The organism is Pseudomonas sp. Pse1, assembly GCF_024519635.1.
In the GTDB taxonomy this organism is placed as follows: Bacteria; Pseudomonadota; Gammaproteobacteria; order Pseudomonadales; family Pseudomonadaceae; genus Aquipseudomonas.
The window spans coordinates 34,013-55,236 of the sequence record NZ_JALJRO010000004.1; the positions used below are offsets into that span (position 1 = coordinate 34,013).

27 protein-coding genes are annotated in these 21,224 nt (G+C 59.9%); 16 read left to right on the plus strand and 11 right to left on the minus strand.

Annotation, left to right across the window (positions count from 1 at the left end; genetic code table 11):
• Positions 1 to 44 precede the first annotated feature (44 nt).
• The gene (locus NR126_RS07555) at positions 45 to 893 is read left to right on the plus strand and encodes a carbon-nitrogen hydrolase family protein (protein ID WP_256829967.1); all 849 of its coding nucleotides are present in this window, start codon (positions 45 to 47) and stop codon (positions 891 to 893) included.
• A gap of 16 nt (positions 894 to 909) precedes the next feature.
• Positions 910 to 2,352 (plus strand): metalloprotease TldD, encoded by a 1,443-nt coding sequence (tldD, locus tag NR126_RS07560; RefSeq protein WP_027618512.1) that lies wholly within the window; start codon positions 910 to 912, stop codon positions 2,350 to 2,352.
• A gap of 48 nt (positions 2,353 to 2,400) precedes the next feature.
• Here the strand turns inward: tldD and yjgA are convergent, their stop codons facing one another.
• Positions 2,401 to 2,925, minus strand: a complete 525-nt coding sequence (gene yjgA, locus NR126_RS07565; protein WP_027618513.1) for a ribosome biogenesis factor YjgA — start codon at positions 2,923 to 2,925, stop codon at positions 2,401 to 2,403.
• Positions 2,926 to 3,033: 108 nt separating this feature from the next.
• On the opposite strand from yjgA, the gene pmbA reads away from it, so the two are divergent.
• From pmbA to NR126_RS07595, 6 genes are all read left to right on the plus strand, one after another.
• Positions 3,034 to 4,380, plus strand: a complete 1,347-nt coding sequence (pmbA, locus tag NR126_RS07570; protein ID WP_027618514.1) for a metalloprotease PmbA — start codon at positions 3,034 to 3,036, stop codon at positions 4,378 to 4,380.
• A gap of 158 nt (positions 4,381 to 4,538) precedes the next feature.
• Entirely contained in the window at positions 4,539 to 4,934 is a 396-nt protein-coding gene (locus NR126_RS07575; RefSeq protein WP_027618515.1) for a hypothetical protein, read from the plus strand.
• A complete protein-coding gene (locus NR126_RS07580) occupies positions 4,927 to 6,303 on the plus strand; it encodes an aspartate ammonia-lyase (protein ID WP_105755070.1) in 1,377 nt (458 codons plus the stop codon). Before NR126_RS07575 ends, NR126_RS07580 begins: the two co-directional genes overlap by 8 nt.
• 26 nt (positions 6,304 to 6,329) lie before the next feature.
• A complete protein-coding gene (locus NR126_RS07585; RefSeq protein WP_027618517.1) occupies positions 6,330 to 6,767 on the plus strand; it encodes a hypothetical protein in 438 nt (145 codons plus the stop codon).
• A gap of 1 nt (position 6,768) precedes the next feature.
• Positions 6,769 to 7,380, plus strand: a complete 612-nt coding sequence (locus tag NR126_RS07590) for a superoxide dismutase (protein ID WP_027618518.1) — start codon at positions 6,769 to 6,771, stop codon at positions 7,378 to 7,380.
• A 33-nt stretch (positions 7,381 to 7,413) separates the two neighbouring features.
• Positions 7,414 to 8,307: a ZIP family metal transporter gene (locus NR126_RS07595; RefSeq protein ID WP_027618519.1), complete on the plus strand. Its 894-nt coding sequence runs from the start codon at positions 7,414 to 7,416 to the stop codon at positions 8,305 to 8,307.
• 18 nt (positions 8,308 to 8,325) lie between these two features.
• Here the strand turns inward: NR126_RS07595 and NR126_RS07600 are convergent, their stop codons facing one another.
• The 10 genes from NR126_RS07600 to NR126_RS07645 form a co-directional block, all read right to left on the minus strand.
• A complete protein-coding gene (locus NR126_RS07600) occupies positions 8,326 to 8,598 on the minus strand; it encodes an HPr family phosphocarrier protein (protein WP_027618520.1) in 273 nt (90 codons plus the stop codon).
• Between the two features lie 15 nt (positions 8,599 to 8,613).
• Positions 8,614 to 9,471: an RNase adapter RapZ gene (gene rapZ / locus NR126_RS07605; RefSeq protein WP_027618521.1), complete on the minus strand. Its 858-nt coding sequence runs from the start codon at positions 9,469 to 9,471 to the stop codon at positions 8,614 to 8,616.
• Positions 9,472 to 9,473: 2 nt separating this feature from the next.
• The gene (ptsN, locus tag NR126_RS07610; RefSeq protein ID WP_027618522.1) at positions 9,474 to 9,938 is read right to left on the minus strand and encodes a PTS IIA-like nitrogen regulatory protein PtsN; all 465 of its coding nucleotides are present in this window, start codon (positions 9,936 to 9,938) and stop codon (positions 9,474 to 9,476) included.
• 12 nt (positions 9,939 to 9,950) lie between these two features.
• Positions 9,951 to 10,259, minus strand: coding sequence for a ribosome hibernation-promoting factor, HPF/YfiA family (gene hpf / locus NR126_RS07615; RefSeq protein ID WP_027618523.1), 309 nt, complete (start codon positions 10,257 to 10,259; stop codon positions 9,951 to 9,953).
• 108 nt (positions 10,260 to 10,367) lie between these two features.
• Positions 10,368 to 11,861, minus strand: a complete 1,494-nt coding sequence (locus NR126_RS07620) for an RNA polymerase factor sigma-54 (RefSeq protein WP_027618524.1) — start codon at positions 11,859 to 11,861, stop codon at positions 10,368 to 10,370.
• 181 nt (positions 11,862 to 12,042) lie between these two features.
• Positions 12,043 to 12,768 (minus strand): LPS export ABC transporter ATP-binding protein, encoded by a 726-nt coding sequence (lptB, locus tag NR126_RS07625; RefSeq protein WP_027618525.1) that lies wholly within the window; start codon positions 12,766 to 12,768, stop codon positions 12,043 to 12,045.
• Positions 12,769 to 13,317, minus strand: coding sequence for a lipopolysaccharide transport periplasmic protein LptA (gene lptA, locus NR126_RS07630; protein WP_027618526.1), 549 nt, complete (start codon positions 13,315 to 13,317; stop codon positions 12,769 to 12,771). It abuts the gene before it with no gap.
• Complete coding sequence (gene lptC, locus NR126_RS07635; protein WP_105755073.1) at positions 13,304 to 13,876, minus strand: LPS export ABC transporter periplasmic protein LptC; 573 nt, start codon at positions 13,874 to 13,876, stop codon at positions 13,304 to 13,306. The genes lptA and lptC overlap by 14 nt, the downstream gene beginning before the upstream one ends.
• A 7-nt stretch (positions 13,877 to 13,883) precedes the next feature.
• Positions 13,884 to 14,408 (minus strand): HAD family hydrolase, encoded by a 525-nt coding sequence (locus NR126_RS07640; RefSeq protein ID WP_027618528.1) that lies wholly within the window; start codon positions 14,406 to 14,408, stop codon positions 13,884 to 13,886.
• Positions 14,408 to 15,382 carry a KpsF/GutQ family sugar-phosphate isomerase gene (locus tag NR126_RS07645; protein WP_027618529.1) on the minus strand — a complete coding sequence of 325 codons (975 nt, stop codon included), beginning with the start codon at positions 15,380 to 15,382 and terminating at the stop codon, positions 14,408 to 14,410. Before NR126_RS07645 ends, NR126_RS07640 begins: the two co-directional genes overlap by 1 nt.
• A gap of 278 nt (positions 15,383 to 15,660) precedes the next feature.
• On the opposite strand from NR126_RS07645, the gene NR126_RS07650 reads away from it, so the two are divergent.
• The 8 genes from NR126_RS07650 to hisG all read left to right on the plus strand — a co-directional run bounded on the left by NR126_RS07650 (position 15,661) and on the right by hisG (position 21,106).
• On the plus strand, positions 15,661 to 16,470 hold the full coding sequence (locus NR126_RS07650) for an ATP-binding cassette domain-containing protein (protein WP_027618530.1): 810 nt from the start codon (positions 15,661 to 15,663) through the stop codon (positions 16,468 to 16,470).
• Positions 16,470 to 17,267, plus strand: coding sequence for a lipid asymmetry maintenance ABC transporter permease subunit MlaE (mlaE, locus tag NR126_RS07655; RefSeq protein ID WP_027618531.1), 798 nt, complete (start codon positions 16,470 to 16,472; stop codon positions 17,265 to 17,267). Before NR126_RS07650 ends, mlaE begins: the two co-directional genes overlap by 1 nt.
• The gene (gene mlaD, locus NR126_RS07660; protein WP_027618532.1) at positions 17,267 to 17,734 is read left to right on the plus strand and encodes an outer membrane lipid asymmetry maintenance protein MlaD; all 468 of its coding nucleotides are present in this window, start codon (positions 17,267 to 17,269) and stop codon (positions 17,732 to 17,734) included. Before mlaE ends, mlaD begins: the two co-directional genes overlap by 1 nt.
• 11 nt (positions 17,735 to 17,745) lie before the next feature.
• Entirely contained in the window at positions 17,746 to 18,387 is a 642-nt protein-coding gene (locus tag NR126_RS07665) for a phospholipid-binding protein MlaC (protein WP_027618533.1), read from the plus strand.
• Positions 18,384 to 18,689, plus strand: a complete 306-nt coding sequence (locus NR126_RS07670) for a lipid asymmetry maintenance protein MlaB (RefSeq protein ID WP_027618534.1) — start codon at positions 18,384 to 18,386, stop codon at positions 18,687 to 18,689. Before NR126_RS07665 ends, NR126_RS07670 begins: the two co-directional genes overlap by 4 nt.
• A gap of 114 nt (positions 18,690 to 18,803) precedes the next feature.
• Positions 18,804 to 19,055, plus strand: coding sequence for a BolA family protein (locus NR126_RS07675; RefSeq protein ID WP_027618535.1), 252 nt, complete (start codon positions 18,804 to 18,806; stop codon positions 19,053 to 19,055).
• 22 nt (positions 19,056 to 19,077) lie between these two features.
• Positions 19,078 to 20,343 (plus strand): UDP-N-acetylglucosamine 1-carboxyvinyltransferase, encoded by a 1,266-nt coding sequence (gene murA, locus NR126_RS07680; protein WP_027618536.1) that lies wholly within the window; start codon positions 19,078 to 19,080, stop codon positions 20,341 to 20,343.
• A 127-nt stretch (positions 20,344 to 20,470) separates the two neighbouring features.
• Positions 20,471 to 21,106, plus strand: coding sequence for an ATP phosphoribosyltransferase (gene hisG, locus NR126_RS07685; RefSeq protein ID WP_027618537.1), 636 nt, complete (start codon positions 20,471 to 20,473; stop codon positions 21,104 to 21,106).
• Positions 21,107 to 21,224: the final 118 nt, after the last annotated feature.

Genomic DNA, 21,224 nt, shown 5'->3' on the forward strand with positions numbered 1-21,224 from the left:
CGCCTATGGAGTAGCATGGCTGCATACCTGATACGGAGCGCACCATGTCCCTTGCGGTGATTCAAATGGTCAGCCAGAGCGATGTGCTGGCCAATCTGACCCAGGCGCGACGCCTGCTGGAACAAGCGGCGGCCGCAGGCGCACAGCTGGCAGTGCTGCCGGAGAACTTCGCGGCCATGGGCCGGCGCGACGTGGCTGACATCGGGCGTGCCGAAGCCCTGGGCGAGGGGCCGATCCTGCCGTGGTTGAAACAGACCGCGCGCGACCTCAAGTTATGGATTGTGGCCGGCACGCTGCCGTTGCCACCGGTCGACCAACCTCATGCCAAGTCCAACGCCTGTTCGCTGTTGATCGACGAGCACGGCGAAACCGTGGCGCGTTACGACAAATTGCACCTGTTTGATGTCGATGTTGCGGACAATCGCGGGCGCTACCGTGAATCCGATGACTATGCTCATGGCAGTGCCGTGGTGGTGGCCGACACGCCAGTTGGCCGGGTTGGCCTGAGTGTTTGCTACGACTTGCGTTTCCCCGAGCTGTACAGCGAATTGCGCGCTGCCGGCGCCGAGCTGATTACCGCGCCGTCGGCCTTTACCGCGGTGACCGGGGCGGCGCATTGGGAGGTATTGATCCGCGCACGCGCCATCGAGACCCAGTGCTACCTGCTGGCGGCGGCGCAAGGCGGCACCCATCCGGGGCCGCGCGAGACCTTTGGTCACGCGGCGATTGTCGATCCCTGGGGGCGGATCGTCGCGCAGCAGGATCAAGGTGAGGCCGTGCTGCTGGCCGAGCGCGACAGCAGCGAACAAGCGTCCATCCGGGCGCGGATGCCGGTGTCCAGTCACCGGCGCTTTTTCTCGCAGGGCGCCCAGCGACCTGCTTCAGAACGTTGAATTAAGGCGTAAACCTATGAGCGAGTTGTTGTCCTCAGTCAGTGAACATTTACTAGCGCCGGGCGGCGTGACCCTCGACAACCTGCAAAGTGTGCTGGGTGACCTGGCCGGGCCGGGCATTGATGCCGCCGACTTGTATTTCCAGGGGCAGATTTCCGAGTCCTGGGCGCTGGAAGACGGCATCGTCAAGGAAGGCAGCTTCAACCTCGACCAGGGTGTCGGCGTGCGCGCGCAATCCGGTGAGAAAACCGGTTTTGCCTACAGCAATGCCATCACCCTCGAAGCCCTCGGCGCCGCAGCCAGGGCGGCCCGTTCGATTTCCCGCGCCGGACAGCACGGCACGGTTCAGGCCTTCACCAGCCAGGACGTGGCTCAGCTGTATGCGCCGGACAATCCCCTGGAAGTACTGACGCGCGCTGAGAAGGTGGAATTGCTCAAGCGTATCGACGTTGCGACTCGTGCGCTCGATCCGCGTATCCAGCAGGTGACCGTGAGCATGGCCGGGGTCTGGGAGCGCATCCTGGTGGCAGCCACCGATGGCAGCCTTGCGGCGGATGTACGGCCGCTGGTGCGCTTCAACGTCAGCGTGATTGTCGAGCAGAACGGTCGGCGTGAGCGCGGTGGCCATGGCGGCGGCGGTCGTACCGATTACCGTTATTTCCTCGCCGAAGACCGCGCCATGGGTTATGCCCGTGAGGCGTTGCGCCAGGCCTTGGTGAACCTGGAAGCGATTCCGGCGCCGGCAGGGACTTTGCCAGTGGTACTGGGCTCGGGGTGGTCCGGTGTGCTGTTGCACGAAGCAGTCGGCCATGGCCTGGAAGGTGACTTCAACCGTAAGGGCAGCTCCGCCTACAGCGGGCGCATGGGTGAGATGGTCGCCTCGAAACTCTGCACCATCGTCGATGACGGCACCTTGGCCGGCCGTCGTGGCTCGCTGAGCGTCGACGACGAGGGGACCCCGACCGAGTGCACTACGCTGATCGAAAACGGTGTGCTCAAGGGCTACATGCAGGACAAGCTCAACGCGCGGCTGATGGGCGTTGCACGCACGGGCAACGGTCGTCGCGAATCCTATGCGCACCTGCCGATGCCACGCATGACCAATACCTACATGCTCGGTGGCGAAAGCGATCCGGCAGAAATCATTGCTTCGGTGAAGAGGGGCATCTACTGCGCCAACCTCGGCGGTGGCCAGGTCGACATCACCAGCGGCAAGTTTGTGTTCTCCACCAGCGAGGCGTACCTGATCGAGGACGGCAAGATTACCGCGCCGGTCAAAGGTGCAACGTTGATCGGCAACGGGCCGGAAGCCATGAGCCGGGTGTCGATGGTCGGCAACGACCTGTCGTTGGACAGCGGTGTGGGGACGTGTGGCAAGGATGGTCAGTCGGTGCCGGTGGGTGTCGGTCAGCCAACCTTGAAAATCGACGCGATCACCGTCGGTGGCACGGGCGCGTAAGGGATGGAGCTGCGGGTGGGCTGCGTCGCAGTCCCACCCGGTCGAGGATCAACGCAGGCCGCGTTGAGTCTCGTCCAGCTCACGGATGTACTTGAAGATTTTCCGGCTGGAAGCAGGCGGTTTGTTATGCGCCGTTTCGTGCTGGGCCTGACGGATCAGCGAACGCAGTTGCTGGCGATCAGCTTCCGGGTAGTCGACGACGAACTTTTCCAGAACGGCGTCGTCGCCGGCGATCAGCCGATCGCGCCAGCGTTCCAGACCGTGGAAGCGTTCGTTGTACTGTTTGGTGGAGGCATCGAGTTGATCGAGCAAGACCAGAATGGCGTCAGTGTCCTGATCGCGCATCAGTTTGCCGATAAAGCTCAGGTGCCGTTTACGCGCGATATTCGCGGTGTGCTTGGGCGCATCGGCCAAGGCCCGGCGCATGGCGTCGGTCAACGGCAGTTTTGCCAGCAAGTCAGGCTTGAGTGTTGTAAGGCGCTCGCCGAGGTCAACCAGAGCATGCAGCTCGCGTTTGACCTGGGATTTGCTTTTTTCTCCCCCGTAGAGGGAGTCGTCGTAAGAATCAACCATGGTGGCAGTCCGCAAAGAAACGCCGCCATGATAACCAGTCGGGGGCCGCTTGTCCGGCCCGGTCGCTCGATGGCCTTAACCGAAAGCAGAATTTGAGTGGAGAACAGCATGAGTGCAGTTGAAAGCGTCGGCCCACAAGCGTTGCCGGCACTGCAGGAGCAAGTCGAGCAGATCATCGCCGAAGCCAGGCGCCAGGGCGCCAGTGCCTGCGAAGTGGCAGTGTCGCTGGAGCAGGGTCTGTCGACCTCGGTACGTCAGCGCGAAGTGGAAACGGTCGAGTTCAACCGCGACCAGGGCTTCGGCATCACCCTCTACGTTGGTCAGCGCAAAGGCTCGGCCAGCACCTCGGCCAGTGGCGCCGAAGCCATTCGTGAAACTGTCGCTGCCGCCCTGGCGATCGCCAAACACACCTCCGAAGACGAGCACTCGGGCCTGGCCGACGCGGCCTTGATGGCTCGCGATCTGCCGGACTTCGATTTGTTCCACGCCTGGGACATCACTCCGGAACAGGCCATCGAAAAAGCCCTGGCCTGCGAAGCCGCTGCCTTTGATGCCGACAGCCGAATCAAGAACGCCGACGGTACTACGCTGAATACGCACCAGGGTTGTCGCGTGTATGGCAACAGTCACGGCTTTATCGGTGGCTATGCCTCGACCCGGCACAGCCTCAGTTGCGTGATGATTGCCGAAGCCGATGGCCAGATGCAGCGTGACTACTGGTATGACGTCAATCGCCAGGGCAGCCTGTTGATGGATTCGCTCACTATCGGCCAGCGCGCCGCGCAGCGTGCCGCCAGTCGTCTGGGCGCGCGCCCGGTACCGACCTGCGAAGTGCCGGTGCTGTTCTCCGCGGAGTTGGCAGGCGGTTTGTTCGGCAGCTTCCTCGGGGCGATTTCCGGCGGCAACCTGTACCGCAAGTCATCCTTCCTTGAAGGCGCGCTGGGCCAGAAGCTGTTTCCCGAGTGGCTGACCATCGACGAGCGCCCGCACCTGATGCGTGCCATGGGTAGCTCGGCGTTCGACGGTGATGGCCTGGCGACCTATGCCAAGCCATTCGTCGAAAATGGCGAACTGGTGTCTTACGTGCTGGGCACCTATTCCGGACGCAAGCTGGGCATGCCGAGCACCGCCAATGCTGGCGGCGTGCATAACTTGTTCGTCACCCATGGCGACGAGGACCAGGCTGCGCTGCTCAAGCGCATGGGGCGTGGTTTGCTGGTGACCGAACTAATGGGCCATGGCCTGAATATGGTGACCGGCGATTACTCGCGCGGCGCGGCGGGCTTTTGGGTTGAAAACGGCGAAATTCAGTTCGCCGTGCAAGAAGTGACCATTGCCGGCAACATGCGCGACATGTTCAAACAGATCGTCGCGGTAGGTAACGACCTTGAGTTGCGCAGCAACATCCGCACCGGCTCAGTACTGATCGAGCGCATGACTGTCGCTGGCAGCTAAGCCTTCTAACTGTTGGAAAAAAGCGCGTCATCTCTTGGGTGACGCGCTTTTTTTACGTCTTGAAAACGGCTCTTCATCAATCAGCCTGATTTCGAGCTCTTGTTTTGGTTCTCATTATCATCTAATAATAAATCTCATTATCGAATGAGCCCTGGGTCATGAGTTCTGCCTTGCACGAGCAGCCCTACCTTGAAAGCTGGCGTTGGATGAGTCGCCAGATCCGTTGCGCGCTGGATCCTGACGAGCCGCGCCTGATCGAACATTATCTGGCCGAAGGCCGTTACCTCTCTTGCTGCACCGCTACCTCGCCGTGGACGGTCGCAGAAACCACCTTCCGTTTGCTGCTCGACACCGCTGCCGATGTCGCCTTGCCCTGGCATTGGCGCAGCCACTGCCTGGATCAGGCCTGGCGCCCGCTGCGCGACCTGGAGCGCCTGGCGTTGTGCAAGTGCCGGCTCAAGCGCTGGCAACGCTACACCTGGCAACTGGCGACCTGCGAGTTGCAGCCCTCGATCCCTCTTATTGAACTGGTGCAAGGATTTCCCGATGAGTAATACCCGTATCGAACGTGACAGCATGGGTGAGCTGCAAGTCCCGGTGGACGCCCTGTACGGCGCCCAGACCCAACGTGCAGTGGATAATTTTCCCATCAGCGGCCAGCGCATGCCGGCACAGTTCATTCGTGCACTGATCCTGGCCAAGGCGGCAGCGGCCAGGGCCAACGTCGAGCTCCAGCAGTTGAGCGAAGCCCAGGGCAAGGCGATTGTCGATGCGGCCCAGGGCTTGCTGGAAGGCGAGTTCATGGCCCATTTCCCGGTGGATATCTTCCAGACCGGGTCCGGCACCAGTTCCAACATGAACGCCAACGAAGTGCTGGCAACCCTGGCCAGTCGTTTGCTGGGCGAGACGGTCAACCCGAACGATCACGTCAACTGCGGGCAAAGCAGCAACGACATCATCCCGACCACCATTCACGTCAGCGCCGCGCTGGCGCTGCATGAGCAATTGCTGCCGGCGCTCAAGCACCTGATCCAGGTCATCGAGCACAAGGCCGAGCAGGTTCACCCTTTCGTCAAGACCGGGAGAACACACTTGATGGACGCCATGCCGGTGCGCATGAGCCAGGTGTTGAACGGCTGGGCGCAGCAGCTAAAGGCCAATCTCGGGCATCTGGAGAATTTGTTGCCGGCCCTGCAATCCCTGGCGCAAGGCGGCACGGCGGTTGGTACCGGGATCAATGCGCATCCTCAGTTCGCGGCACGTTTCAGCCAGCAGTTGAGCGCCTTGACCCATGTTCCGTTTACCCCAGGCCAAGACCTGTTCGCCCTGATCGGCTCCCAGGACACCGCCGTTGCGCTTTCCGGCCAGCTCAAGGCCATTGCGGTGTCGCTGATGAAAATCGCCAACGACCTGCGCTGGATGAACTCGGGGCCATTGGCCGGCCTGGGTGAAATCGAGCTGGAAGGTTTGCAGCCCGGGTCCTCGATCATGCCGGGCAAGGTCAATCCGGTGATTCCGGAGGCGACAGCGATGGTCGCTGCGCAAGTGATCGGCAATGACAGCGTGATCACTGTGGCGGGCCAGTCGGGCAACTTCGAGCTCAACGTGATGCTGCCTATCATCGCTCACAATCTGTTGAGCAGCATCGAGTTGCTGGCCAATTCCAGCCGGCTACTGGCGGACAAGGCCATCGCCAGCTTCAAGGTCAACGAGGCCAAACTGAAGGAAGCACTGTCGCGCAATCCGATTCTGGTGACTGCGCTCAACCCGATCATTGGTTACCAGAAGGCCGCCGAAATCGCCAAGACCGCTTACAAGCAGGGGCGGGCGGTAATTGATGTGGCCCTCGAACACACTGATTTGTCCCGCAGCCAACTGGAAGAGCTGCTAAATCCGGAAAAACTCACTGCCGGCGGCGTGTAATCCCCTCAGCGCATTGGAGGCTCACCATGGAGCATTGGAAACGCACGATCGAAAGGGCCAACCGCTGCTTTATGCTGGGCGAGCTGGTCGATGCCCGCGAGGCTTACTTGCAGGCCCTGGCGCTGGCTCAGGTGCTATTCGAGCGCTGGTCGGACGCCGACGAGGCGGTGGCCGCCTGCGTGATTTCCCATCACAACCTCGCCGACCTGCATTTGCGCCTGAACCAACCCGAGGAGAGCGCCGAGTACCTGTGCGCCATCCACCAACTGTTGCTGCAGACCATGCAGGACCCGCGCCTGGCTCCGGCCCTGCGCGAGGCGGCCTTGCATCAGAGCAGCAAGACTTACGTCGAACTGCTGAATTTCATCAGCGAACACGGCGAATACCCACGTACCCATCGCTTGCTGCACATCGGTACCGCGGCACAGCCGCATGATGCGCGCACCCAATACGGAGTTCATTGAAATGGCTTTTACCCTGCCTGCATTGCCTTACGCCTACGATGCCCTGGAGCCGCATATCGATGCGCAAACCATGGAAATCCACTACACCAAGCACCACCAGACCTACATCAACAACCTCAATGCCGCGGTCGAAGGCACCGAGTATGCCGAATGGCCAGTGGAGCGCTTGGTGGCCAATGTCCAGCAGTTACCGGAAAAACTGCGCGCGGCGGTAATCAATCAGGGCGGCGGACATGCCAACCATTCGTTGTTCTGGGCCGTCATGGTGCCCAATGGTGGCGGTGCGCCGAGCGGCGACCTGGGCCGGGCCATCGATGAGCAACTGGGCGGCTTCGACAGTTTCAAGGAGGCGTTTACCAAGGCCGCACTGACGCGCTTCGGCAGCGGCTGGGCCTGGCTCAGCGTGACCCCGCAAAAGAGCCTGGTGGTGGAAAGCAGCGGTAACCAGGACAGTCCGCTGATGAATGGCAACACGCCGATCCTCGGTCTCGATGTCTGGGAGCACGCCTATTACTTGCGCTACCAGAACCGCCGTCCTGAATACATCAACGCGTTCTACAACGTGATCCATTGGCCCGAGGTCGCTCAGCGTTATCAGGCGGCACTGGCTTGAGTCTTCACTGTCATAAAGCAATCAAGGCGTTCTATGGGCACTGAGACACTGGCGATCAACAGCGGGCGAATGTTTCGATATGCACTGGGTTCGCTCCTGCTGTTGGCGGGAACCACCTTGCTGGTAGCGCACGGCCTGGCGTGGTTGAACCTTGAGCCGAGGTTGATGCGTGCGCTGCAGGGCGGGGCCATCTGTGCCTTGGGCACGGCCCTGGGTGCGGTGCCGGTGCTGGTGATTCGACGGATGCCCTTGGCGCTCAGCGATACCTTGTTGGGGTTTGGTGCCGGGGTGATGCTGGCCGCCACTGCCTTTTCGCTGATCGTGCCCGGGATTGCCGCCGCCGAGAGCCTGGGGCTAACGCCGTGGGCGGCCAGCGGGCTGATTTGCTTCGGCATCATGCTCGGGGCGATCGGCTTGTTCCTGGTGGATCGCCAGGTGTCCGGTGCATCGCCTGAGATGTTGGTGGGCACCCCGGAACGACCGGTGATCCCGCCGCGCATTTGGCTGTTTGTGTTCGCCATCATTGCTCACAACATTCCCGAAGGCATGGCAGTGGGCGTTTCGGCAGGCGGCGGCATGCCGGACGCCGACAGCCTGGCCATGGGCATTGCCTTACAGGACGTGCCGGAAGGGCTGGTGATCGCTTTAGTGTTGGCCGGGGCAGGGATGTCGCGGTTCAAGGCGTTTTTGATCGGCGCGGCATCAGGCTTGGTCGAGCCGGTTTTCGCCTTGTTATGTGCCTGGCTGGTGAGCTTGGCCGAGGTGATTCTGCCGTTGGGGCTGGCCCTGGCTGCCGGGGCGATGTTGCTGGTGGTGACTCACGAGGTGATTCCCGAATCGCGCCGCAATGGTCACGAGAAGCTGGCCAGCCTCGGATTGCTGATCGGGTTTTGCCTGATGATGGTGATGGATATTGCGTTGGGCTAATGAGAAGGAAGGCGAGTTTTACTCGCCTTCGTCGAAGTAGTTGTTGATCAGTTCGGCCAGCGCGTCCAGCGCCTCTTGCTCTTGCTCACCTTCAGTGAACAAGTGAATCTTCGTACCTTTGCCGGCCGCGAGCATCATCATCGCCATGATGCTTTTTCCGTCGACCATCGACTCAGGCGTGCGCCCGGCTCGAATCTGGCAGGGGAATCGACCCGCTACACCTACGAATTTCGCTGAAGCACGGGCATGCAGGCCCAATTTGTTGATGATTTCAATTTCCAGAGCAGGCATCGCGGTGTGAATCCTTTAGCTAAGGTCGCGGTGGCGAACCTGGACGTTCTTCAGGGTTTTTTGCAGGATCTGCCCCAGGCGTTCGGTCAGGTACACGGAGCGGTGATGTCCGCCGGTGCAGCCGATCGCAATGGTGACGTAGGCCCGGTTACTGGCAGCAAATCGCGGCAGCCATTTGAGCAGGTAGCTGGAGATGTCTACAAACATTTCCTCGACATCCGGCTGCGCGGCCAGATAGTCGGCAACCGGTTGGTCCAGGCCTGACTGTGCCCGCAGATCCGGAATCCAGTAGGGGTTCGGCAGGCAGCGCACGTCGAACACCAGGTCGGCATCGACCGGCATGCCGCGCTTGAAGCCGAACGACTCCACCAGAAACGCCGTACCGGGCTCCGGCTGATTGAGCAGGCGCAGCTTGATGGTATCGCGCAACTGGTACAGGTTGAGATTGGTGGTGTTGAGCTTGAGGTCGGCGAGGTCGGCAATAGGCCCCAGCAGGGTGGTCTCATCTTCGATGGCTTCGGCCAGCGAGCGATTGGAGCTGCTTAACGGGTGCCGCCGACGTGTCTCGGAGAAGCGCTTGAGCAGGGTTTCTTCGTCGGCGTCGAGGTACAGCACATCACACTGGATGTGGCGGCTACGTACTTCATCCAGCAATTCCGGGAAACGGGTCAAATGACTGGGCAGGTTGCGCGCGTCGATGGAGACCGCGACCAGTGGCTGGCTCAGTTCATTGTGAATCAGTGCGCGTTCGGCCAACTCCGGCAACAGGCCTGCCGGAAGGTTGTCGATGCAGTAATAGCCGTTGTCTTCGAGGACATTGAGGGCCGTACTTTTGCCGGAGCCGGAGCGTCCGCTGACAATAATCAGGCGCATCATCAGTGACCGTTCTGCTCGTCCAGGACAACCTGGTACAAGTCTTGATTGCTGCTGGCGTTGCGCAGGCGATCACGCACTTCCTTACGGTCCAGCATGCTGGCGATCTGACGTAGCAGTTCAAGGTGCGCATCGGTAGCCGCTTGGGGGACCAGCAGGACGAACAGCAAGTCGACCGGAGCGCCATCGATGGCGTCGAAATCAATTGGGGCGTCGAGGTGCATCAGGGCGCTGATAGGGGATGTGCAACCCTTGAGGCGGCAGTGTGGAATGGCGATGCCGTTGCCAAAACCAGTCGAGCCGAGTTTTTCACGGGCAATCAACGCCTCGAAGACATCTTGCATCTCCAGATCCGGGACTTCCCGGGCGATCAGGTTGGCAATTTGTTCGAGGGCTTTCTTTTTACTGCCGCCCGGCACGTTCACGAGGGAACGGCCGGGGGTCAGGATGCTTTCAAGTCGGATCATGGGATGGGGGTGTTAACGACCGGTTGCGCCCTGGAGGAGGCTCTGGGTCTTTTCCTTATGCTTTTTGAGTTGACGGTCCAGCTTGTCGGTCAGCAGGTCAATGGCGGCATACATGTCGTCATGCTCGGCATTGGCAACCACTTCTCCGCCGGGGATATGCAGCGTGGCTTCGATTTTCTGCTTCAGCTTCTCGACATTCATCGTGACCTGCACGTTGGTGATCTTGTCGAAGTGCCTTTCCAGTCGGTCGAGTTTTTCGCCGATGTAGGTGCGCAGAGGTTCGGTAACTTCCAGTTGGTGTCCACTGATGTTGACTTGCATACAGCTTCTCCTTCGTTGCCAGTGCATAAGGCGGCAGGCTGTGATGCCTGCCACTGGGTGTATCCGGAACAATTCCGAACACACCCTGGAACGCGGTGGCGTGGCCCGTTACATCAAACGCTTGCGTTCGCTCGAAGGCGCGATCCCCAAGGATTCGCGGTACTTGGCGACGGTACGACGGGCCACCTGAATGCCTTGTGCCTCCAGTAAACCAGCGATTTTGCTGTCACTCAACGGCTTTTTCTGATTTTCCGCGGCAACCAGTTTTTTGATGATCGCGCGGATCGCCGTAGACGAGCATTCGCCGCCTTCGGAGGTGCTGACATGACTTGAGAAAAAGTATTTCAGCTCATAAATACCGCGCGGGGTGTGCATGAATTTCTGCGTGGTAACCCGCGAAATGGTCGATTCATGCATACCTACCGCTTCGGCGATGTCGTGCAGGACCAGGGGCTTCATCGCTTCGTCGCCGTATTCGAGGAAGCCGCGCTGGTGCTCGACGATCTGGGTGGCGACTTTCATCAAGGTTTCGTTGCGGCTCTGCAGGCTCTTGATGAACCAGCGGGCCTCCTGCAACTGGTTGCGCATGAAGGTGTTGTCGGCACTGGTGTCGGCACGGCGGACAAACCCGGCGTACTGAGGGTTGACCCGCAGGCGTGGCACAGACTCCTGGTTCAGTTCCACCAGCCAGCGCTCGTTGTCCTTGCGCACGATCACGTCCGGCACCACGTATTCGGCTTCGCTGGACTCGATCTGCGAGCCCGGACGCGGGTTGAGGCTCTGTACCAGCTCAATGACCTGGCGCAGTTCGTCTTCCTTGAGCTTCATGCGGCGCATCAGTTGGCTGTAGTCGCGGCTGCCCAGCAGGTCGATATAGTCGGTGACCAGGCGCTTGGCTTCGGCGATCCACGGGGTCTTGGCGGGCAACTGACGCAATTGCAGAAGCAAGCACTCGCCCAGGTTGCGGGCGCCGATACCGGCCGGCTCGAATTGCTGAATGCGGTGCAGGACGGCTTCGATTTCGTCCAGTTCGATGTCCAGTTCCGGATCGAAGGCTTCGAGGATCTCCTCGAGGGTTTCGTCCAGGTACCCCTGGTTGTTGATGCAGTCGATCAGGGTCACGCCGATCAGGCGATCGGTGTCGGACATCGGGGCCAGGTTCAGTTGCCAGAGCAGATGGCTTTGCAGGCTCTCACCGGCCGAAGTGCGGGTGGTGAAATCCCACTCGTCGTCATCGTTGCTCGGCAGGCTGCTGGCACTGGTCTGGTAGACGTCTTCCCAGGCGGTGTCGACCGGGAGTTCGTTGGGAATGCGCTCGTTCCACTCACCTTCCTCAAGGTTATCCACCGTGGGGGCGGTTTCCTGGTAGGAAGGTTCCTGGACGTCGGTGTTGGGTTTCTGCTCGATATTGTCGGCCATCGGGTCGGCGTTATCGAAGTCGTCGCCTTCTTCCTGGCGTTCAAGCATTGGATTGGATTCCAAGGCCTCCTGGATTTCCTGTTGCAGGTCCAGGGTCGACAATTGGAGCAGACGGATGGCCTGTTGCAGCTGCGGTGTCATCGTCAGCTGCTGGCCCATTCTCAAGACTAGCGATGGTTTCATGGCTGGGGCTTAACACCTTATTCGCCGGCGCACGTGCGCCATCCACTACAGGGCGCCGGAGCGCCTAACTTAAGCAAATTATATGCCCGAAACTGAAGTGTTTGCCTAGAGCGTCATGACAATAAAAAGATAGATAGTTTTATTGACATTACGCCCCGGCGGCGTCCAGACGCCTCGTCGCTTACAGGCGGAACTCGTGGCCCAGGTAAACCTCCTTGACCAGTTCATTGGCCAGGATGGTCTCGGCATCACCTTCGGCAATCAGCTGGCCGTCGTTGACGATATAGGCAGTTTCGCAGATATCCAGGGTCTCGCGTACGTTGTGGTCGGTGATCAGTACACCGATACCCTTGGCCTTGAGGTGATGGATGATTTGCTTGATGTCGCCCACCGAAATCGGGTCGACGCCTGCGAAAGGTTCGTCGAGCAGGATGAATTTCGGTGCGGTGGCCAATGCGCGGGCAATCTCGACGCGACGGCGCTCGCCACCGGACAGGCTCATGCCGAGGTTGTCGCGAATGTGGTTGATGTGGAACTCCTGCAGCAGGCTTTCCAGCTCCTTGCGACGGCCTGCCTTGTCGAGTTCCTTGCGGGTTTCGAGGATGGCCATGATGTTGTCGGCAACCGACAGTTTACGGAAGATCGACGCTTCTTGCGGAAGATAGCCGATGCCTGCTCGTGCACGGCCGTGCATCGGCTGATGGCTGACATCGAGGTCGTCGATCAGCACGCGGCCCTGGTCGGCGCGCACCAGGCCGACGATCATGTAGAAGCAGGTGGTCTTGCCGGCGCCGTTGGGGCCGAGCAAGCCGACGATCTGGCCGCTGTCGATGGACAGGCTGACGTCACGCACGACCTGGCGGCTCTTGTAGCTCTTGGCCAGGTGCTGGGCTTTCAGAGTTGCCATTTACGGGGCCTTTTGCTCGTCGGTTTTCTTTTTCGGCTGGATGACCATGTCGATCCGTGGGCGTGCTTCAGTCACCTTGCTGCCGGTGGCGCGGCCGGCACTGGCGAGCTTTTTCTCGGTGTCATAGACAATTTTCTCGCCCTGGGTGACGTTGCCGTCCTTGTCGATGACCTTGGCGCGGTCGATCAATACGACACGGTTTTGCTGGGCGTGGTACTGGATGGTCACGCCGTAGCCCTGGACCGGTTTGGTATCGCCAGCGGTCTGCATCTGTTCGAAGTAGGCCAGGTTGCCCACTGAAGTGACCACGTCGATGTCACCGTTCGGGGCGCGGGTCATGGTCACGGTATTACCGGTCACCTTCATCGAGCCTTGAGTGATGATCACGTCGCCTTTGTAGGTGGCGATGCCATTGCGGTCATCCAGCTGCGCATCGTCAGCCTGAATGCGGATAGGTTGCTGGCTATCGGATGGCAGGGCCCAGGCGCTCACGCTTCCCAGTGCTGCGCCCAGACTGAGCAAAATAGGGAGGGTTTTAACGAGCGTCATACTGTCCTCTTACGTTCGATAGCAGGTGTATCCTGCTTTCTTTCAAATACGCTTTCATGCCGGTACCCGTCGATACGCCGCCAGCGCCGTCGATTTTAACGGGTTGCTGGGTCTGCGCATATTGCTGCTCCGGGAATACGGTCATGCGGGTGGTGGTGATGAGCATTGGGCGGTTCTTTTCGTCCGTGCGCGAAATGCGTACCGAGTCGATCAGTTCGACCTCGGTGCCGTCCGAATTGACCTCGCCGCGCTCGCTCTGCACGTGCCACGGAAACTCGGTGCCGCGATACATTTTCAGGTCGGGGTTGGTCAGTTGCGTCACTTCACTGGTCTTGACGTGCTCGAGCTTGTCCGACGTCATGTCGTACTGCAGCTTGCCGTCGGGCAGGAACTGCACGCTGTGGGCGTTGATTGCGTAATAGTCGATCTCGCTTTCATTGACGGCCGCTACCGGCTTGTCGAGAAAACGCTCGGGGCTGATGTTCCAGTATCCAACCGCAGCGAACAGTGCGGCAATGGCACCGAAAAACAGAAAATTGCGAAACTTTTTACTCAGCATAAATGACTCACAGGTACGCGGCTTGGGCGGATTCAAGGTTGCCCTGGGCGCGTAAGATCAATTCACAAAATTCGCGGGCGGCGCCTTCGCCACCTCGGGCCACAGTGATGCCGTGGGCATGTTCGCGGACGAAGCTCGCGGCATTGGCGACCGCCATGCCCAAGCCTGCGCGGCGAATCACCGGCAAGTCCGGCAGGTCGTCACCCAGGTAGGCGACCTGCTCATAGCTTAGGCCCAGTTGCGCGATAAGCTCGTCGAGCACCACAAGTTTGTCTTCGCGGCCTTGGTAGAGGTGCGCTATCCCGAGGTTTTTCGCCCGTCGCTCCACTACCGGCGTTCTTCGACCGCTGATAATGGCTGTTGTTACACCGCTGGCCATCAACATTTTGATGCCCTGACCGTCCAGTGTATTGAAAGTCTTGAATTCGCTGCCGTCTTCGAGGAAGTACAGGCGGCCATCAGTCAGCACGCCGTCGACGTCGAAGACCGCCAGCTTGATCAACTTGCCCCGCTCGAGCAGGTCCTCGTGCATTACATCACTCCCGCACGCAGCAGGTCATGCATGTTCAGGGCGCCGACCGGGCGGTCCTCGTCATCGACCACGACCAGGGCGTTAATCTTGCTGTCTTCCATGATTTTCAGCGCCTGGGCGGCGAGCATTTCGGCGCGAACGGTCTTGCCATGGGGCGTCATGACGCTGTCGATGTCTGCTTGCCGCAAATCCACCGAGCGATCGAGGGCGCGGCGCAAGTCTCCGTCTGTGAAGATGCCGGCCAGTTTGCCGTCGGTCTCCAGAACCACCGTCATCCCCAAGCCCTTGTGGGTCATTTCCAGCAAGGCATTTTTCAGTGAAGTGCCGCGTAGTACCTGCGGCAAGCCGTCGCCGCTATGCATGACGTCTTCGACTTTCAGCAGCAGGCGGCGACCCAGTGCACCGCCTGGATGCGAAAACGCGAAATCCTCGGCGGTAAAACCGCGGGCTTCGAGCAGCGCGACGGCCATAGCGTCGCCCATGACCAGTGCTGCAGTCGTCGATGAGGTTGGGGCGAGGTTCAACGGGCAAGCCTCATGCTCGACACGGACGTTGAGGTTCACGTCGGCGGCACGCGCCAGGGGCGAGTCAGGGTTGCCGGTCATGCTGATCAGCGTGATGCCCATGCGTTTGATCAGCGGCAGCAGGGTAATGATTTCCTGGGTAGAGCCGGAATTGGAGAGCGCCAGCAGGGTATCGTCGCGGGTAATCATGCCCATGTCGCCGTGGCTGGCTTCAGCGGGGTGAACGAAAAACGCCGTGGTGCCGGTACTGGCCAAAGTTGCGGCAATTTTGTTGCCGATGTGTCCGGATTTGCCCATGCCGACCACGACCACCCGACCTTTGCTTGCCAGAATCAACTCGCAGGCGCGGACGAAATCTGCGTCGATCTGGCCCAGCAAGCCTTTTACGGCGTCCAGCTCGAGGCGGATCGTTCGTTGTGCCGATTTGATCAGGTCGCTGGATTGGCTCATGTCTAAAATCGAATAGCCCGGGAAAAGGTGACGATTATAACGGTAATGATCGATTCCCTCACGCTAGTTCGTAGGGGATTTGTGCGCTCTGCGTCACGGCAAGTCCTCAATTAAGCGTTTTTAAGCTTAATTGAAGCTGAATGCTGCGGTCTTCGGCCTTGGGCGCTTTGCGTGGGCAGTGATATAGTTCGTCGCCAGTTCGGCCTGCCCAGGAGGTTTTGTGCTCTCCCACGAGATCACGACGTCCGAGTGAGAGGCTTGCATCGCAAGGAGTTTAGATGAGTGCCGATAACGCCTATGCGGTCGAGCTGAAGGGAGTGTCCTTCAAGCGCGGCGCGCGTAGCATTTTCAATAATGTCGATATTCGCATACCGCGCGGTAAGGTTACCGGCATCATGGGGCCTTCCGGGTGCGGAAAAACCACGCTGCTGCGCCTGATGGGCGCGCAATTGCGCCCTTCCAGTGGCGAGGTGTGGGTCAACGGACAGAATTTACCGAGTTTGTCACGCAGCGATTTATTCGATGCGCGCAAGCACATGGGAGTTCTGTTTCAGAGCGGCGCCCTGTTCACCGACCTCGATGTGTTCGAGAACGTCGCGTTTCCGCTGCGTGTGCATACCGAGTTGCCGGATGAAATGATCCGCGACATCGTCCTGATGAAGCTGCAGGCCGTGGGCTTGCGCGGGGCCACTGAGCTGATGCCCGACGAGCTTTCCGGCGGCATGAAGCGTCGTGTGGCGCTGGCTCGGGCAATCGCCCTGGACCCCGGTATTCTCATGTACGACGAGCCTTTCGTGGGCCAGGACCCGATCGCTATGGGCGTGTTGGTGCGCCTGATCCGCCTGCTCAACGATGCCCTCGGGATCACCAGTATCGTGGTTTCCCATGACCTCGCCGAAACGGCAAGCATCGCCGATTACCTGTACGTGGTCGGTGACGGGCAAGTGCTGGGGCAGGGCACGCCGGCCGAACTGATGGATTCCGACAACCCGCGGATTCGCCAATTCATGACTGGCGATCCGGATGGGCCGGTACCGTTTCATTTTCCAGCGACGGATTACCGCGCAGATCTACTGGGGAAGCGCTGATGCGCAAGACTTCAATTCTGGAGAGAGTTCGCCGATTCGGCCTCGCCGCCATCGACAGCGTCGCGGTGCTCGGTCGCTCCTCCCTGTTCCTGTTTCATGCCTTGCTCGGGCGTGGCGGCATTGGCGGCGGCTTCGGCCTGCTGGTCAAGCAGCTGCATTCGGTAGGCGTGATGTCCCTGGTGATCATTGTGGTTTCGGGGATATTCATCGGCATGGTGCTCGCGCTGCAAGGCTTCAACATTCTCTCCAGCTACGGCTCGGAGCAGGCGGTCGGGCAGATGGTGGCATTGACCCTGTTGCGTGAGCTGGGACCGGTGGTGACCGCACTGCTGTTCGCCGGGCGCGCCGGTTCGGCGTTGACCGCGGAAATCGGCAACATGAAATCCACCGAGCAGTTGTCCAGTCTGGAGATGATTGGTGTCGACCCCCTGAAGTACATCATTGCCCCCCGGTTGTGGGCCGGCTTCATTTCCCTGCCGCTGCTGGCGATGATTTTCAGCGTGGTCGGAATCTGGGGCGGTTCCTGGGTGGCTGTCGATTGGCTGGGGGTATATGAAGGTTCCTACTGGTCGAACATGCAAAACAGCGTGACGTTCAACGGTGACGTGCTCAATGGCATCATTAAGAGCATGGTTTTTGCCTTTGTCGTGACCTGGATCGCCGTATTCCAAGGCTATGACTGTGAGCCCACTTCAGAAGGGATCAGTCGCGCCACCACCAAAACCGTGGTGTATGCCTCATTGGCCGTTCTCGGCCTGGACTTTATTCTGACCGCCTTGATGTTTGGAGATTTCTGATGCAAAACCGCACCCTGGAGATCGGTGTCGGCCTTTTCCTGCTGGCCGGCATTCTGGCTTTGCTGTTGCTTGCGCTGCGGGTCAGTGGACTGTCCCCGGTTTCGAGCACCGACAGTTATAAACTTTATGCCTACTTCGACAATATCGCCGGTTTGACGGTCAGATCGAAAGTGACCATGGCCGGTGTGACCATCGGCAAGGTCACGGCAATCGATCTGGATCGCGACAGTTTCACCGGGCGAGTCACGCTGCAGCTGGAAAAACGTGTGGATAACCTCCCATCCGACTCCACTGCATCTATCCTCACCGCGGGGTTGCTGGGCGAGAAATACATCGGTATCAGCGTCGGTGGCGAGGAGTCGTTGCTCAAGGATGGCGGGACTATCCATGACACGCAGTCGTCGCTGGTGCTCGAAGACCTGATCGGTAAATTCCTGCTCAATACTGTCAGTAAAGAAGCCAAATAAGGAGTTTCTCCATGATCTCTACCTTGCGACGTGGCCTGCTGGTCCTGTTGGCGGCATTGCCGCTGGTGGCTAACGCCGTGACCGGGCCTTCAGCGCATGATCTGGTCGAAGATACGACCAAACGCCTGCTCCAGGACTTGGCAGCCAACAAGGAACAGTACAAGAAGGATCCGCAAGGTTTCTACGATGCGTTGAATACCATCGTCGGACCCGTAGTGGACGCCGAAGGCATTTCCAAAAGCATCATGACCGTCAAGTACTCGCGTAAAGCTACGCCGGCGCAGATGAAAACCTTTGAAGAAAATTTCAAGAAGGGTCTGTTCCAGTTCTATGGCAATGCTTTGCTCGAATACAACAACCAGGGCATCACCGTGGACCCTGCCAAGGATGAGTCGGGCGACCGTACCAGCGTTGGCATGACGGTCAAGGGCAGCAGCGGCGCGATCTACCCGGTGTCCTATACCCTCGAGAAGATCGGTGGCGAGTGGAAGCTGCGTAACGTGATCATCAACGGTATCAACATTGGCAAGCTGTTCCGCGACCAGTTCGCTGACGCCATGCAACGCAACGGCAACGACCTGGACAAGACTATCAATGGTTGGGCGGGTGAGGTCGCCAAGGCTAAGGACGCAACCGAGAAGCAAAGCCAATGAGTGAGTCGGCAGTGCGTTTGGGTCAGGCCGGCGAGCTGATGCTCAGTGGTGTACTCGATTACCGCTCCGGGCCAGGTCTGCGCAAGCAGGGCCAGGCTCTGATCAAGTCGAGTGGCGCGACTGCCGTCGTGCTCGATTGCTCGGGCGTGGTCAAGTCCAGCAGCGTCGGCTTGTCGTTGCTGTTGTCGTTCATTCGCGATGCGGCGGCGGCCGGCAAGGCGGTGAGCATCCGCGCGCTGCCCGATGATATGCGTGAAATTGCTGAGGTCAGTGGTTTGACCGAGCTTTTGACGCACCCTTAACCCTCATCTATAGATAAGCCCCCCGTCAGAGTCCTGCTTCGCGGGGTTCGCAGGCGCGGGGCTTTTTTGTATGATGTCCGACCCGTGCGCACAGGGCGCCGATTGAGGTTGAGCATGCAGGCCGTAGAAGTGAAGAGCTTTCTTGAAGGAAAGCTGTCCGAGACTCTTTCACAAGTGCAGATTGAAGTTGAAGGCGAAGGCTGCAACTTCCAGCTGAACGTGATTAGTGATGAACTGGCGGCGTTAAGCCCGGTCAAGCGTCAGCAGAGCGTCTATGCCCATTTGAACCCATGGATCGCCGATGGCAGCATCCACGCGGTCACTATGAAATTTTTCAGCCGCGCGGCCTGGGCCGAGCGCACCTGAGCCCAAGGGCGTCGAGATTCTTATGGATAAATTGATTATTACCGGCGGTGCTCGTCTTGATGGCGAAATCCGCATCTCCGGGGCGAAGAACTCTGCCCTGCCGATCCTCGCGGCAACGCTGCTCTGCGATGGTCCAGTGACAGTCGCCAACCTGCCGCACCTGCACGACATCACCACGATGATCGAGCTGTTCGGTCGCATGGGCATCGAGCCGGTGATCGACGAGAAACTCAGCGTCGAAATCGACCCGCGTACCATCAAGACCCTGGTCGCGCCGTACGAGCTGGTGAAAACCATGCGTGCCTCGATCCTGGTACTGGGACCGATGGTTGCACGCTTCGGTGAAGCCGAAGTTGCCTTGCCTGGCGGTTGCGCCATTGGTTCGCGTCCGGTCGACCTGCACATCCGTGGCCTTGAAGCCATGGGCGCGAGCATCGACGTGGAAGGCGGCTACATCAAGGCCAAGGCGCCTGAAGGCGGCCTGCGTGGGGCCAACTTCTTCTTCGATACCGTCTCCGTGACCGGTACCGAGAACATCATGATGGCCGCCGCCCTGGCCAATGGCCGCAGTGTGCTGCAGAACGCCGCTCGTGAGCCTGAAGTCGTCGACCTGGCGAACTTCCTCAACGCCATGGGCGCCAACGTCCAGGGCGCGGGTACCGACACCATCACCATCGACGGTGTGAAGCGTCTGCACTCGGCGACCTACAAGGTAATGCCGGACCGTATCGAAACCGGCACCTACCTGGTCGCTGCTGCCGTGACCGGTGGCCGGGTGAAGGTCAAGGACACCGATCCGACCATCCTCGAGGCCGTTCTCGAAAAACTGCGCGAAGCCGGTGCTGAAATCACCACGGGCGAAGACTGGATCGAGCTCAACATGCACGGCAAGCGGCCCAAGGCGGTCAACGTGCGTACTGCTCCGTACCCGGCGTTCCCGACCGACATGCAAGCGCAGTTCATCTCCCTCAACGCCATCGCCGAAGGCACTGGCGCGGTGATCGAGACGATCTTCGAAAACCGTTTCATGCACGTCTACGAGCTGCACCGCATGGGCGCGCATATCCAGGTCGAAGGCAACACCGCGATCGTCACTGGTATCGACAAGCTCAAGGGCGCGCCAGTCATGGCCACCGACCTGCGCGCTTCCGCCAGCCTGGTGATCTCGGCGCTGGTTGCCGAAGGCGACACCCTGATCGATCGCATCTACCACATAGACCGTGGTTACGAGTGCATCGAAGAGAAGCTGCAGATGCTCGGCGCCAAGATCCGCCGCGTACCGGGCTAATCGTTGCTTCAGGGCGCAGGGACGCGCCCACAGATTTGTTCCAGTCGAGCCTGTTTCAGGCTCGATGTGTGTCCGGCGTCGTTTGCGACCGGGCATCAGTAGCCTGAATTAAGGACTGACGTTTCCCATGTTGACCATCGCACTGTCCAAGGGCCGCATCCTTGACGACACCCTGCCGCTTCTGGCTGAAGCGGGCATCGTGCCGACCGAGAATCCGGACAAGAGCCGCAAGCTGATCATCCCCACGACCCAGGCCGATGTGCGCTTGCTGATCGTACGCGCCACCGATGTGCCGACCTACGTCGAGCATGGTGCCGCGGACCTGGGCGTCGCCGGTAAAGATGTGCTGATGGAATACGGCGGCCAGGGCCTTTACGAGCCGCTGGACCTGCAGATTGCCCAGTGCAAGCTGATGACCGCTGGCAAGGTCGGCGCGGTCGAGCCCAAGGGTCGTCTGCGTATCGCCACCAAGTTCGTCAACGTGGCCAAGCGTTATTACGCCGAACAGGGTCGTCAGGTCGACATCATCAAGCTGTACGGCTCGATGGAACTGGCGCCGCTGATCGGCCTGGCCGACAAGATCATCGACGTGGTCGACACCGGTAACACGCTGCGGGCCAACGGCCTGGAGCCACAGGAATTCATCGCCGCCATCAGTTCCCGACTGATCGTCAACAAGGCTTCGATGAAAATGCAACACGCCCGTATCCAGGCACTGATCGACACCCTGCGCAAAGCAGTGGAGTCGCGACACCGCGGCTGATTCACCTGCGCGACGTTAAGTCGCGCCCGTCTATCCGCCTCATAGCCAGTATTCTCAGGTGCCCAAGCGGAACGACTGACGGGGAAGGTGCGCTGACGTTTAATAACGGTCGCGCCTT